This window comes from Actinoplanes sp. NPDC051411 (genome assembly GCF_040682075.1).
Lineage (GTDB): Bacteria > Actinomycetota > Actinomycetes > Mycobacteriales > Micromonosporaceae > Actinoplanes.
In genome coordinates, this window is the sequence record NZ_JBFBAD010000049.1 from 61,215 (window position 1) to 74,783 (window position 13,569).

The following is a 13,569-nucleotide window of genomic DNA, read 5'->3' on the forward strand; positions in this document are numbered from 1 at the left end:
CAACGGCATTTAAGTTGGCCTTCGTCGCCAGTGGCTTTGCTGTGATTGCCATTGGCGGCGGCGTCGGAAGCGTGACCAGGCGATGGTGTGCTCGTTGTCCGGGCGAGGGTCATCCAGCAGTGCCGCGATCAGGCGGCGGGCTTCGGGGACGCTGATCGCGATGAGCTGCTCAGCGTCGGCTGCGGTTCCCCTTTTTGCTGTTCGGCGGCGCGGACGGCGGCCAGCCAGGCCAGGGCGAGCATCGACAGGGTGATGTGGGCGTACCAGCCTCGCCAGGTGCGGGCCTGGTAGTCGTCGAGTCCGGTTTTCTGTTTGGCTTGTTTGAAGCACTCCTCGACCGGCCAGCGCCGGCCGGCAACCCAGATGAGCGTGGCCAGGCTGGTCCGGCGGGGTGCATAGCAGATGTAGTAAGCGATCTCGGTCGGGTCGCTGAGAGCTGCGCCGTGCGAGCAACCAATGACCGCGTCCCGAAGTCCACCACGGCCGGATCGGTGTTCGCACCCAGTCGTAGACTCGCGGGCCATGCGTGCCGTCGCCGCAGGATATCCGCCACGCGGAGCCGGGCAGACCCGCGACGATGTGGTCGACGCGACCCGAGCCGATCCCGCGAGCGGACACGTCGTCGTTGCAGCGAGTCGCGACCACATGGAACGCGTCGACGTCCCAGTCCGCCCGGCGCAGCAACCGCTGCATCCCGTCCGGACTGACCTCACCGGCATGCTCGGCCAGGGTCCAGCCGTTCTTGCGTTCTAATCCGGCTACCAACCCGCCGACATACCGGCCAGCCCGCTCACGCGGTTCTGACCCGCCAAAACGCGGACCCACCAGATCAAGTAAGCCATCCAGCTCAGCCCGCCAGCCCTCGACGTCGACGTAGACCACGCCCAACTAACGCGCCGCACCGCCATCCGGCCACGCCACCCAGGACTACAAATGCCGTTGCAGTTTTAGCCGACCAGGGCCGACTTCTTCCGGAGGTGGGCGACCTGCCAGCTCAGGTCGGCCGGGCCGCCGGACTCCAGCGCCGCGCGGACGCCGAGAAACAGCCACGCCTGATAGACCGGCCTGATCAACTGCCACTCCAGGTCGGACAGCGGCCGCACCGAGTCGTACCCGCGGATGACGTCGTCTTGATAGCCGCGCCACGCCAGCGCGAAGTCGGCCACCTGGAAGGTGTAGTGGCTGGCCTCGAAGTCGAGAACGCCGCTCAGCCGCCCGTCGGCGAAGAGCAGGTTCCACGGCGCGAAGTCACCGTGGATCACTGACCGGGGAACGTCGACGACCGGGTGATCCGCGAACCAGCCCGCCGCCGATTCGAGGCCGTCGAGCAGCACCGCGCCCGAGTCCGGGTCGGACCGGGCATAGGACCGCAGCAGCCGTCCGAGCACCGGATCCCCGACGACCGAGGCCGGGGAGGGGAAGCCGGGGCGCGGAGCGGTCAGCCCGCATTCGGCGGCGGCCAGATGCAGCGCGCCCAGCAACCGGCCCCGGACGAGCCGATCGTCGGAGCGGGCGGCGACGCCGGGCAGCCGGGAGTAGAGCACCCAGCCGTCGTCGCCGACCTCCAGCGGCGACGGCGTCGGCCAGCCCAGCGAGCGCAGCGCCGCGGCGGACGCCAGCTCGTACTCCCAGGACGGGGACGCGTGGAACTTGAGGACGAGCGGCACCCCGTCACGGCGTACCGCCCACGTCCCCGAACCCGAACCGGTCAGCGCCTCGGCGGGAGTGAGGCCCCACCGCGCGCAGACCGATGTCAGAGCCGCAGTTCCGACCAATCCAGCAACCCCGCTCCCAGGTCGCGCACCGTGGCCAGCAGGCCGAGCCGGGCCGCCCGCAGCACCGGATTTTCGTCCATCACGAACACGTCGACGAAGAAGTCGGCCAGCGGAACCGCCAGCCGCCGCACCACCTCCGTGAACCGCACCAGGTCCGGTTCCTCCAGGGCCGACACCTCGGCGGCCACCGCGACGACCGCCTCGTGCAGCCGGAGCTCGGCCGGTTCGACCAGCACCGACTCGTCGTAGGAGTCGGGCGTGCCGGCCGGCACGATGCGGCGGCAGCGCTGCAGGGCCTCGGCGACCCGGACGAAGTCGGGATCGAGGACCAGCGAGTCCAGCTGCGCCAGCAGCTTGTCGGCGACCGAGGGCCGGGCGTGGTGGGGCAGCACGGCCCGCACCCGGTCGACCGGCCGGCCCTCCTCGACCAGCACCTGCTCCAGCCGCTTGGCCAGGAAGTCGCGGGCCGACAGCAGCACGTCCTCGCTCACCACGACCGGCTGGCGCGCCGCGGCGAAGGTGAGCCCGTCGGTCAGCGAGAGGCCGGCCAGCGCCGGCTGGGCGCGGTGCACCGCGATCAGGCCGAGGAACGCCCGGCGCAGGGCGAACGGGTCGCTGCTTCCGGTCGGGAGGCCGACCGTGGCGGCCAGGCCGGCGATCAGGTCGAGCCGGTCGGCGATCGACAGCAGTGCGCCCGGCACCGACGCGGGCAGCCGGTCGCCGGTGTTGCGGGGCAGTTCGGTCTCGTAGATCGCCTGGGCGACGGCCGGGGTCTCGCCCGCGTTCTCCGCGTAGTCCCGGGCGAGCACGCCGGCGAGCGAGGTCATCTCGGTGACCAGTTGCGAGCCGAGGTCGAACTTCACCAGCTGGGAGGCGCGCTCCAGGGTCGGGGTGAGCAGCCCCAGCGGACCGGCGAGATCAGCGGCGACGGCACTGATGCGGGCCGCCCGGTCGGCCATCGACCCGAGCTTGTCGGTGAAGGTCAGGCGCTCCAGACGCGACCGCATCGCGGGCAGCGGAACCTGCCGGTCGGCCCGGTAGAAGAACGCGGCGTCCTCATAGCGGGCCCGCAGCACGGCCTCGTTGCCGGCCCGGACCAGTTCGAGGTCGACCGGGCCGTTGGCCACGGTCACGAACATCGGCAGCAGCGAACCGTCCTCGGCCGACCGCACCGGCAGGTAGCGCTGGTGCTTGCGCATCACGGTCGTCAGCACGGCGTCGGGCAGCGTCAGGTAGCTCTCGTCGAACGTTCCCAGCAGCGGTGTCGGCGCCTCGACCAGGTAGGTGATCTGGTCGATCAGCGCGGCCTCGCCGGCCACGTCGACGCGGCCGTCCGGATAGACGCTGTCCTGCGCGCCGGTGACGATCAGCTCTTGACGGTCCTCGGGGTCGGCGACGATGCCGTTGATCGCCAGCGTCTCCATGAACGTCTCGGCCGACGCGACCTCGACCTCCGGCTGCTCGGCGGTGCGCAGCACCCGGGTGGTGCGCCCGGCCGCCATCGTGCCGACCGCGACCGGGATGACGTCGTCGCCCCACAGGGCGGTCAGCCAGCGGATCGGGCGGCTGTAGCTGAGCTGCGGGTCGTTCCACCGCATGTTCTTCGCACCGCGCAGGCCGGTCACCACCTTCGCGAGCAGGGGCGCCAGGACCTCGGCGGCCGCGCCGCCGGCTTCGTGCCGGCTCACGGTCACATGACGTACGCCGTTGAAGTCCGACTGCTCGACCTCGGCGGCCGTGATCCCGTGGCCGCGCAGGAAGCCCTCGAGAGCCTTCGTGGGTGACCCGTCGGGGGCGTACGCCGCCGCGAGTTTGGGGCCGCGCACCACGCGTACGGAATCTGTCTCCCGAGCCGCCACCGAACCGACCACCGCGACCAGCCGCCGGGGTGTCGCGAACACCCGGACCTCGTCGTGGGTGAGCCGCGTCGCGGCGAGGCCGTCGGTGACCGCCTTCTCGACATAGGTGAGCGCCGCACGCGCCTCGGACGGCGGCAACTCCTCGGTGCCGATCTCGAAGGCCAGGGTGCGCGGCTGGGTCTTCTCGGCCGGCAACGAGACCGGGCGCGCCGGCGGCAGCGGCTCCACGAGCCCGAGCGGATGGTTCAGCTCGTCGCGACGGGCCTCCCAGAGCCGGGCCACGTCGCCGGCCAGCCTCCGCATGCGGGCGAACTCGGCCGCGCGGTCGGCGGTCGACACGGCACCGCGGGCGTCGAGCACGTTGAACGCCTGCGAACACTTCAGCACGTAGGTGTGGGCGGGCACCGGCAGGCCGGCGTCGATGAGGCGTTGCGCCTCCCCGGCGTACAGCTCGAGCAGCTGCCGGTTGGCAGCGACGTCGGCATCGTCGAGGTAGTACCGCGACATCTCGTATTCGCCCTGGCCGAACACCTCGCCGTAGGAGATGCCGGGAGCGTATTCGATCTCCTTGAAGTGGGTCTTGTCCTGCAGCGCCATGATGATGCGCTCGATGCCGTACGTGATCTCCACGCTGACCGGTTCGAGGTTGATGCCGCCGGCCTGCTGGAAGTACGTGAACTGGGTGATCTCGAGGCCGTCGAGCCACACCTCCCAGCCCAGTCCCCAGGCGCCGAGCGCGGGGGAGGCCCAGTTGTCCTCGACGAACCGCACGTCGTGGGCCTTCACGTCGATGCCGAGGGCCTCGAGGCTTCCCAGGTAGAGCTCCTGCGGGTTACCCGGGTCGGGCTTGAGGATCACCTGGAGCTGGGTGTGGGTCTGCAGGCGGTTGGGGTTCTCCCCGTAGCGCGAGTCGTCGGGCCGCACCGACGGCTCGACGTAGACCACCCGCCACGGCTCCGGGCCGAGCACCCGCAGGAACGTCGCCGGGTTGAGCGTGCCCGCGCCGACCTCGGTGTTCATCGGCTGGACGGTCAGGCAGCCCTGTTCCGTCCAGTACGCGGTCAGCCGGGCCAGCGCGTCCTGCATCGTCAGCATGGGTCCGAAGTCTAGGAGAGCGGCCGGACGGGTAGGTGGGATATATGACCGAGCTGCTCGTAGGTGATCTGTACAACTTCCAGGACCTGCTGTCGCCATCGGAAGCCGCCGTTGTGCTCAGAGTCCGGGAGTTCCTCGCGGCCGAGGTTGGTCCGATCGCCAACGATCACTGGGCGCGGGCCACCTTCCCGTCCGAGCTGATCAAGCGCTATGCCGGCCTGGAGATCGCCGGCGCGGTGCATTCCTCCCTGCTCAACGGGTGGCTGGCCCTGGAAATGGCGCACGCGGACGCCTCGATGGCCACGTTCTACGGTGTCCACTCCGGCCTGGCGATGGGCAGCATCCGCACGTGCGGTTCGCCGTCGCAACAGCAACGGTGGCTGCCGTCCATGGCGTCGTTCGACAAGATCGGGGCGTTCGCGCTGACCGAGCCGACCGGCGGGTCCGACGTGGCGGCCGGCCTGCGCACCACGGCCCGGCGGGTCGGCGACGAGTGGATTTTGAACGGCGAGAAGCGCTGGATCGGCAACGGCACCTTCGCCGACCTGATCGTCGTCTGGGCCCGCGACCTGGCCGACGACCGGGTGAAGGGCTTCGTGGTCCCGGGCGACGCGCCGGGCTTCACCGCCACGAAGATCGAAAACAAGATCGCCCTGCGGATCGTCCAGAACGCCGACATCGTGCTGTCCGACGTGCGGGTTCCCGAGGACGATCGCCTCCAGAACGCCAACTCCTTCAAGGACACCGCGAAGGTGCTCCGCCAGACCCGCAGCGGCGTCGCCTGGGAGGCGGTCGGGGTCATGCTCGCCGCCTTCGAGATCGCCCAGGCGTACGCGACGACCCGCGAACAGTTCGGCAAGCCGATCGGGTCGTTCCAGCTCGTGCAGGACCTGCTCGTGCGGATGGTCGGCAACCTGACCGCCTCGCTGGGGATGTGCGTCCGGCTGGCCCAGTTGCAGGACGCGGGCCGGTATCGCGACGAGCACTCGGCCCTGGCCAAGGCGTACTGCACGACCCGGATGCGCGAGGTGGTCGGCTGGGCCCGCGAGCTGCTGGCCGGCAACGGCATCGTCCTCGACTACGACATCGGCCGGTTCGTCGCCGACGCCGAGGCCCTCTACTCCTACGAGGGCACCCGCGAAATCAACACCCTGATCGTCGGCCGCGCCCTGACCGGCGAGAGCGCCTTCGTCTGACCTGGGTGTCCGGCTTCCCGGCGGGCGCCCGGGATGGAAGGATCCGAGGCCGTGAGGTCTCTGGTGGGGTGGGTGCGGCGGAAGGACCCGCAGCTCGTGGCGGTGCGGCGGGCCGCCCGCATCATGATCGTGGCGTGCCTGGGGTTCTACGTCTGCCGCTACGGGCTGAACAAGCCGAGCATGGCGCCATATGCGTTGTTCGGAGCCGTGGCGCTCGGCGCCCTGTCGCAGATTCCCGGCAGCCCGCGGCAGCGCGCCCGCACGCTGCTCGCCGTGCTGCCGGTGGGATGGGTGCTGGTCACGCTGGGCACCGTGCTGTCGGTGACCACCTGGGCGGCCACCGCCGGCATGTTCCTGCTCGGTTTCGCCGTCAGCTTCGTCGGCGTGGGCGGCCCGAAGCTGGTCGGGCTGGCCGCCGGCATGCAGCTGCTCTACATCCTGCCCTGCTTCCCGCCGTACGATCCGGGCTCGCTCCTCTGGCGGCTGGGCGGCCTCACCATGGCCGTGCTGCTCCTGGCCGGGGCCGAGGTCGTGTTGTGGCCCGACCCCGCCCCGGTGCCCTACCGCAAGCGGCTGGGTGACGCGATCGGCGGGCTCGGCGCCTGCCTGCACGCGTTGGCCGACAGCTGGGGCGGTGACCCGACCGGCCGGGACCGGCTGGCCGCACTGCTGCCCGAGGCCACCGACGCGGCCGACGCGCTGCGGCCGTCGCGGCTGCCGGCGGCCCAGCGGCCGGCGTCGGCCGGGCGCCGCGACCGGGCGCTCAGTTCGGCCGCCGGCACCGCGCGGCTGATGCTGGGGCGGGCGGTCGACCTCTATTTCACCGAGGTGCACGAGGCGGCCACTCTGCCCGCCGCGACCAGGCTGCTGCGGGAGACCGCCGGTTGTGTCGAGTCGGCCGCGGCGTGGCTGCACGGCACCGGCCCGGTGCCCGACACCGGGCACATCGTGGCCGCGCTCAACGAGTTTCGCATCGCCCGCATGAACACCGATCCGAACGGCCTGCCGCCGGAGCGGCTGCGGCTGGGGTCGATGGCGCTCGCGCTGGGAGAGTGGACCAAGTCGCTGATCTTCGTGATCCGGGTGGCGGCCGGGCTGCTGCCCGACCATCCCGACCCGACGCCGCCGACCGCGCAGCCGGGCCAGTTCTGGTATGCGTACCGGAAGGTCCCCAACCTCTGGTGGCACCGCCTGCGGGAAAATCTCACCCCGCGCTCGGTCTATTTCCAGGGTGCCCTGCGCCTGGCCGTCGCCCTGGCGGCGGCCCGGCTGCTGGCCGGGGTCTTCGACCTGTCGCACGGGTTCTGGGTGCTGCTGACGATCCTGACCGTGCTGCGCACCAGCGCCGCCGAGACCCGGTCGGCGCTCAAGCCGGCGCTGATCGGCACCGTGGCCGGCTCGATCGTGGCGGCCGGGCTGCTGGTCGTCGGCGTCGACCCGACGGTCTACGCGATCATCCTGCCGTTCGTGATGTTCATCGGGTTCGCGGCCGGGCCGCTGCTCGGGTTCGGCTGGGCGCAGGCCCTCTTCACGCTGGTCATCACGCTGGTGTTCGCGCAGGTCACGCCGGTCGACTGGCGGCTGGCCGAGGCGCGGGTGCTCGACGTGCTGGTCGGCGCCGGGGCCGCCGTGCTGATCGGCGTCTTCGCCTGGCCGCGGGGCGGGGGCGGCGAGCTGCACCGGGCGGTCGGCAACTTCATCGGCGGCGCCTCGCGGGTGATCCGCGAGACCGTGTCGGTGATGGCCGACGGGGAACGGCCGGGCACCGCGCTGCCGGAGACCCGCGCGGCGGGCATGCTGGCCGACGCTTCCTACGCGCTCTATCAGAGCGAACGGCACGAGGCCTCGACGATCGACTGGCAGGCCACCCTGGTGGCCGGTCACCATGCCGTACGCGGGGCCGAGGTGCTGATCCGGTCGTGCCCGGCCGGGGGCCTGCTGCCGAGCGTCGGACCGTTGACCGCGACCGCGTGGGACGTGGCCCGCCGGTTCGAGCGGGCGGCGGAGGGGCTGCTGGCCCACGACCGGGGTTTCGTCGAGCGTCCCACCCCGGAGCGTCCGGCACCGGTCGACTGGCCCGACGACCTCGGCTCCGAGCTCTACGTCATCGCCGACCTGCGGGCGTGGCTCGACGGGCTGCGCGACGACGTCACGCGGATCGCGGGCCGGCCGGAGCGGGTCGACGGGCTTCGGGACCGGGTTTCGCAACTTGCCGACGGCGCGACGTGAACTTTTCTCGATCAGATCCGTTTACCTCTGCGTGCAGGATCTGACCGCGTTCTACGGCATCATCTCCGGCGTCAACTTCACGCTCCTCGGGCTGTGGTGGGTGGCGGTCCAGGAACTCAAACACCTACGCCACTCCGGGGCGGGCCGCATGGCGTACGTCGTCTCGCTCCAGTTCGTGGTGCCGGGCACGGCGGCGTTGCTCAGCCAGGTGGCGCCCAAGGTCGCCGGGCTGTGGCGGGGCTCGTTCACCCTGGCCGGCATCCTCGGGGTGCTCGGCATTCTGCTGCTCGTGCCCCGGCTGGTCGAGGGCGGCTCGAAGCGGGTGTCGCGCCTGCTGCTGATCGCCGGCGTCCCGCTCTACGCCTTGGTCGCGGTGGTCGCCGGCGTCCCGTCGATCGACACCGCGGTGGCGAAGTCGATCAACGGGGCGCAGCTCGAGGGCGTCCTGTTCTGCCTGATCGTGCTGATCAGCACGCAGACCGCGTGGATCGCGGCGATGTCGCGCTGGGGCGAGGAGGAAACCTCGGCGCCTCAGACCGTCAGCATCCCAGTGACTCCTCGGATCCGCTGACCAGGTGGCCGGCGGCCATGCTGTCGGCGATCTCCCGGAACGACTGGGACCAGGCCCCCTCCGGCTCCAACTGCTTGAGCACCGCCCAGTGGTGGCTGCTCTTCATGGCGTTCGCCGCGCGCTTCGCCTCGGCGGTGTCGCCCGTGGCGCGGGCCTGTTTCCAGTCGGCGATCCAGCCGCATCCGACCACCTTGGTCGCCTCGGCGCCGAACTGGTAGGGGTCGTTGACGCCGAGAGCCTGAAGCGCCGACGGGTCGAAGCCGGGCGGCAACGGGATGTCGGCGAGCACCTTCTCGGCCGCGGAGACGGCCCGGTCGGGGGTGACGATCTCCGGGGGCATCGCGGCCAGGAACGTACGGGCGTCGACCTGCTTGATGTGGGTCAGCGTCCGCTCGAAGCTGGCGAGGGTCCAGCCGGTGGGCCCGGTCCGCATCTCGGCGAAGAGACCGTCGCGGGGTTTCAGCATGACCGCGAAGTCGGTGGCGCTGTAGGTGAACCGGTTGCCGGCCAGCCCGGCTCCTCGATGAGCAGTCGCGGGTTGTCCTGGGCCGCCTTGAGGTCGAGCCCCGTGCGCTCCTCGGGGAGGCCAGCCCTTCCCAGGCGGTGAGCATCAGCAGCTCGCGGTCCGGTTCGGCGGGCTGCGTGACCCGCCGCGTGGCGTATGCCAGTACGGCCTCGAAGTTGCCGGCGTAGACGCGCCGGAAGCGTTCCTCGGGGGTCATGTCCCTGTCCCTGTCCGGCGGATGGCCGAACGTTACCGCGTGGTGCGGCCCGATCTATGCGGCCTGGGACGCCCGCCGGTATCCGCCGCCGTGCACCTTGGTGTCCCGTTTCGCCTCGTACATCGCGACATCGGCGGCCCGGATCAGCGCGTCGTACTCGGTCGCGTCGTCCGGGAACAGCGCGATGCCCACGCTCCCGCCGATCTGCACCTGTACGCCGTCGATCTCGAACGGCGTCCGCAGCCGGTCGACGATCCGCTCGGCCACGTGCTCGGCGGCGGTCGCGTCCGGGTCGCGGGTCAGCAGGATCGCGAACTCGTCGCCGCCCAGCCGGGCCACCACGTCGTTGTCCCGCACCGAGCCGAGCAGCCGCTTGGACACCTGCTGCAGCAGCACGTCGCCGGCCTGGTGCCCGGCGGTGTCGTTGACCTGCTTGAACCCGTTGAGGTCGAGCAGCATGACGGCGGCCCGGGTGCCGGTGACCGCGGCCAGCCGCACCTCCTCGGAGGCCCGGCCGAGCAGGTGCGAGCGGTTGGGCAGCCCGGTCAGCGAGTCGTGGTAGGCCTGGTGACTGAGCTGGGCCACGTGGGCCTGGGCGGCCTGCCGCATCTCGGCGCTGTCGACGATCAGGGCGCCCTCGACCGAGAGCTGCTCGGCCAGGATGCGGTCGCGGCTGCTCCAGTCGCGGGTGCCACTGGTGTCGCCGCACAGGATCATGCCGACCGCGCCCTGGGCCGAGAGCAGCGGCAGCGCCAGATAGCAGCGCAGGCCCATGCTCTGCACCAGCCCGCCCGGCCGCACCTGGGCGGTCGCCGCGTCGCCGACCAGGGCCGGCCGGCGGTCGGCGGCGATGCCGCGCCAGATCGGGGAGTCGGCCGCCTGGTGGCCGAGCAGCCGCTCGATGTCGGAGGGGAGGCCGGCGCTGTGCACGTACCGGATCCGGCCGTCGCCGTCGACGAGGTAGAGCGCGGCGAACTCGGTGCGGAACGCGTCGGCGGTCGATGCGGCGAGGATCCGGCCGGCCGCCTCGACGCTGGTTGCGGCCATGCCCTCCTCGAACAGGCGGCGGATGATCGTCGAGGTGTGCGACACGAACTGCCGCTGCTTCTCGGCCGCCAGCCCTTGCAGCGTGCTGGCGAAGTGCAGCGCGAGCTCGGCCAGTACCTCGTGCCGGAGCGTGTCCAGGCCGGTGCCGGTGAGGAGCAGGACGCCCACGGTCTGGCCGCCGATCCGCAGACGTACGGCCATCTGTTCGCCGCTGACCAGCGGCGGCGCCCCGGCCGCCATCCGGAACACCTTGCCCGCGGTGAGCAGGTCGCGGCGGCCGGGCTCGCCGACCTGCGCGCACGCGTTCATGAGCCCGGTCTCGGAGTCGAGTTCGAAGACGGTGGCGGCGGTGAGCCCGCCGGCGACCTTGAGGTGGGGTTCGGCCAGTTCGAGTACGTGCTGCATGGACGGGGTGTCGCGGGTCATGAACGAAACGAGGTCAGCGAGCAGCGCTTCCTGCGCGTCTTCGAGAGTCGTCTGGCTCATGGCCTAAGAAGTCGGCACCGGCGGTGGGCGGTTGAGGTTTCGGTTTGCACGAACCTACCCATGCATTGATACCGATCGAACCTTGACGGAACCTGAGCAACTTTGTTGGACTGTGTTGCCTTCTTCCTCGTGGAAGGGAACATCGCGCATGAAATCGCCCGTCCTGATGCTCGTAGCCGCCCTGATCGGCGTGCCCGCCGCGCCGGCCTGGCACGCCGGCATCCCTCCGCTGGCCACCCGTTGGACCTCCCAGGTCGGCCCGGACAACGCCCTCCCCGAATACCCCCGTCCCCAGATGACCCGCCCCAAGTGGCAGAACCTGAACGGCGTCTGGGAGTTCGCCAAGGCCGAAACCGGTCAGGCGGTGCCGTCCGGGCAGAGCCTGGGCGAACGCGTGCTGGTGCCCTATCCGATCGAGTCGGCCCTCTCCGGCATCCAGCGCCACGAGGACCGCATGTGGTACCGCCGCACCTTCACCGTTCCGGCGGGCTGGAAGGTCGGCTCCGGCAACCGGCTCGAACTGCACTTCGGCGCCGTCGACTACGACGCCCGGGTCTACGTCAACGGCACCCAGGTCGCCACCCACCGCGGCGGCTACGACGGTTTCGACGTCGACGTGACCGGCGCGCTCAAGGGCGCCGGCCCCCAGGAGCTGATCGTCTGGGCCGAGGACCTCACCGACGCCACCGGCCAGCCGATCGGCAAGCAGCGCCGCACCTCCGACCACGGCATCTTCTATCAGGGCAGCTCGGGCATCTGGCGCACGGTCTGGATGGAGCCGGTGCCGGCCGCCCACATCACGTCGCTCACGCTGACCCCTTCGACCACCTCATTGAAGATCAAAGTCAACACCGTTTCCGGTACGGGCCTGACCGTGCGCGCGTCCGTTCCCGGGGTCGGCTCCGTCACCGGAGCGGCCTCCTCGACTCTGACGCTGCCCGTGCCCCACGCTCACCTGTGGTCACCCAACGATCCGCATTTGTATGATTTATCGGTCAAACTGCTCGAGTCCGGTGATCAGGTCGGCTCGTACTTCGGGATGCGCACGGTCGGCACCGCCAAGGGGGCCGACGGCAAGCTCCGGATCACGCTCAACGGCAAGATCCTGTTCAACATGGCCAACCTCGACCAGGGCTTCTGGCCCGACGGCCTCTACACCGCGCCCACCGACGCGGCGCTGAAGTGGGACCTCGAACAGGACAAGGCGATGGGCTTCAACGCCGTCCGCAAACACATCAAGGTCGAACCCGACCGCTGGTACTACTGGGCCGACAAACTGGGCCTGATGGTCTGGCAGGACATGCCGTCCTCCAACACCGGCCCGATCCCGGCCGAGTGGCGGGCCCAGTTCGAGGCCGAACTTCGCGCGTTGGTCGACACGCACAAGTCGTGGACGTCGATCGTCGCCTGGATCCCGTTCAACGAGGGCTGGGGCGAGTGGAGCCGGGACGACACCGGCCGCATCGCCACCGAAGTCAAGGCGCAGGACCCGACCCGGCTGGTCGACCCGATGAGCGGCGTGAACTGCTGCAACTCGCACGGCGACTCCGGCGCGGGCGACGTGATCGACTTCCACCAATATCTAGGGCCGGCCTCCCCGGCACCGTCCGGCAACCGGGTGGCGATCGACGGCGAGCACGGCGGGTTCGGGCTCAAGACGTCCAACCACATGTGGTTCGGGGACGGCCAGGCGTACGAGATGGAGCCCGACTCGGCCACGCTGACCGCGAAGTACGTGGCCAACCAGCAGGACGTGCTGACCTCGGCTCAGCACTGCGGGATCAGCGGTGCCATCTACACCCAGTTGTCCGACGTGGAGGGCGAGCTCAACGGCTTCTTCACCTACGACCGTACGGTCACCAAGATGGACCCCCGGCAGGTCCGGTCGATCAACCAGAAGATCATCAAGCAGGCGGACGGCTCGGGGTCGAGCGTGCCCGCGCCCCCGCCCGGAACTCCCGGCCTGACCGGGGTCGCCTTCTGGCCGCTCGACGGGTCCTACGGATCCCTGACCCCGGTCGGCGACCCGGCGTTCGCCGACGGCCACAACGGCCAGGGAGTCGCGTTCAACGGCACCTCGCAATATCTCGACGCGGGTAAGCCGGTGCTCGATACGGCCTCCGACTATTCGGCCGCGGCCTGGGTCAAGCTCGACAAGGCCGACGGCGCATTCCAGACCGTGATCAGCCAGGACGGGCCGTCGAACAGCGACTTCTATCTGCAGTACTCGGGCGCCGATCAGAAGTTCGCGATGAGCTTCGCCGGCGTGCGCGCACTGGCCCCGTTCAAACCCGATGTCGGCCAGTGGTACCACCTGGTCGGCGTCCGCGACACGGTCAAGGGCGAGCTCCGGCTCTACGTCGACGGCGCGCTGGCCGGCACGGCGAGCGCCTGCCTGCCGCAGGCGGCACCGACCGGCGACACGGTCATCGGCCGGGGCAGATACGGTGGTAACCCGGTCGACTACCTGGACGGCACGGTCGATCAGGTGCATCTCTACGACCGGGCCCTCTCGGGCGACGAGATCCAGCAGCTGTACGCGTCCGGGCAGTAGACGACGCGTACCTCCGGTGCCGGCCCACCTGATCC

At 70.6% G+C, this 13,569-nt stretch carries 8 protein-coding genes and 1 pseudogene; 4 read left to right on the forward strand and 5 right to left on the reverse strand.

Annotated features, from left to right (window positions below):
* Positions 1-128: 128 nt before the first annotated feature.
* The 3 genes and pseudogenes from AB0M88_RS26075 to AB0M88_RS26085 form a co-directional block, all read right to left on the reverse strand.
* Positions 129-882: pseudogene (locus tag AB0M88_RS26075) on the reverse strand (hypothetical protein).
* Positions 883-947: 65 nt separating this feature from the next.
* The gene (locus AB0M88_RS26080) at positions 948-1,775 is read right to left on the reverse strand and encodes an aminoglycoside phosphotransferase family protein (protein WP_364106553.1); all 828 of its coding nucleotides are present in this window, start codon (positions 1,773-1,775) and stop codon (positions 948-950) included.
* Entirely contained in the window at positions 1,754-4,729 is a 2,976-nt protein-coding gene (locus AB0M88_RS26085) for a glycine--tRNA ligase (RefSeq protein WP_364106555.1), read from the reverse strand. Before AB0M88_RS26085 ends, AB0M88_RS26080 begins: the two co-directional genes overlap by 22 nt.
* 44 nt (positions 4,730-4,773) lie before the next feature.
* On the opposite strand from AB0M88_RS26085, the gene AB0M88_RS26090 reads away from it, so the two are divergent.
* From AB0M88_RS26090 to AB0M88_RS26100, 3 genes are read left to right on the forward strand one after another with little or no spacing between them, the layout of a single operon-like run.
* Positions 4,774-5,925 carry an acyl-CoA dehydrogenase family protein gene (locus AB0M88_RS26090; RefSeq protein WP_364106557.1) on the forward strand — a complete coding sequence of 384 codons (1,152 nt, stop codon included), beginning with the start codon at positions 4,774-4,776 and terminating at the stop codon, positions 5,923-5,925.
* 51 nt (positions 5,926-5,976) lie between these two features.
* Positions 5,977-8,154 (forward strand): FUSC family protein, encoded by a 2,178-nt coding sequence (locus tag AB0M88_RS26095; protein WP_364106559.1) that lies wholly within the window; start codon positions 5,977-5,979, stop codon positions 8,152-8,154.
* 31 nt (positions 8,155-8,185) lie between these two features.
* Positions 8,186-8,725: a hypothetical protein gene (locus AB0M88_RS26100; RefSeq protein WP_364106561.1), complete on the forward strand. Its 540-nt coding sequence runs from the start codon at positions 8,186-8,188 to the stop codon at positions 8,723-8,725.
* On the opposite strand, the gene AB0M88_RS26105 is transcribed toward AB0M88_RS26100, so the two are convergent.
* Both AB0M88_RS26105 and AB0M88_RS26110 read right to left on the reverse strand, forming a co-directional pair.
* The gene (locus tag AB0M88_RS26105) at positions 8,694-9,191 is read right to left on the reverse strand and encodes a hypothetical protein (RefSeq protein ID WP_364106563.1); all 498 of its coding nucleotides are present in this window, start codon (positions 9,189-9,191) and stop codon (positions 8,694-8,696) included. The two genes, AB0M88_RS26100 and AB0M88_RS26105, sit on opposite strands and share 32 nt — an antisense overlap.
* A gap of 310 nt (positions 9,192-9,501) precedes the next feature.
* Complete coding sequence (locus AB0M88_RS26110) at positions 9,502-10,980, reverse strand: sensor domain-containing diguanylate cyclase (RefSeq protein WP_364106565.1); 1,479 nt, start codon at positions 10,978-10,980, stop codon at positions 9,502-9,504.
* A 148-nt stretch (positions 10,981-11,128) separates the two neighbouring features.
* On the opposite strand from AB0M88_RS26110, the gene AB0M88_RS26115 reads away from it, so the two are divergent.
* Complete coding sequence (locus AB0M88_RS26115; RefSeq protein ID WP_364106567.1) at positions 11,129-13,534, forward strand: LamG-like jellyroll fold domain-containing protein; 2,406 nt, start codon at positions 11,129-11,131, stop codon at positions 13,532-13,534.
* The last annotated feature ends 35 nt before the right edge of the window (positions 13,535-13,569 follow it).

What these genes read in the sequence shown, in the direction of transcription:
- AB0M88_RS26085 (WP_364106555.1), bottom strand. Translation starts at nt 4,729, where the DNA reads ATGCTGACGATGCAGGACGCGCTGGCCCGGCTGACCGCGTACTGGACG.
- AB0M88_RS26090 (WP_364106557.1), top strand. Translation starts at nt 4,774, where the DNA reads ATGACCGAGCTGCTCGTAGGTGATCTGTACAACTTCCAGGACCTGCTG.
- AB0M88_RS26105 (WP_364106563.1), bottom strand. Translation starts at nt 9,191, where the DNA reads ATGCTGAAACCCCGCGACGGTCTCTTCGCCGAGATGCGGACCGGGCCC.
- AB0M88_RS26110 (WP_364106565.1), bottom strand. Translation starts at nt 10,980, where the DNA reads ATGAGCCAGACGACTCTCGAAGACGCGCAGGAAGCGCTGCTCGCTGAC.
- AB0M88_RS26115 (WP_364106567.1), top strand. Translation starts at nt 11,129, where the DNA reads ATGAAATCGCCCGTCCTGATGCTCGTAGCCGCCCTGATCGGCGTGCCC.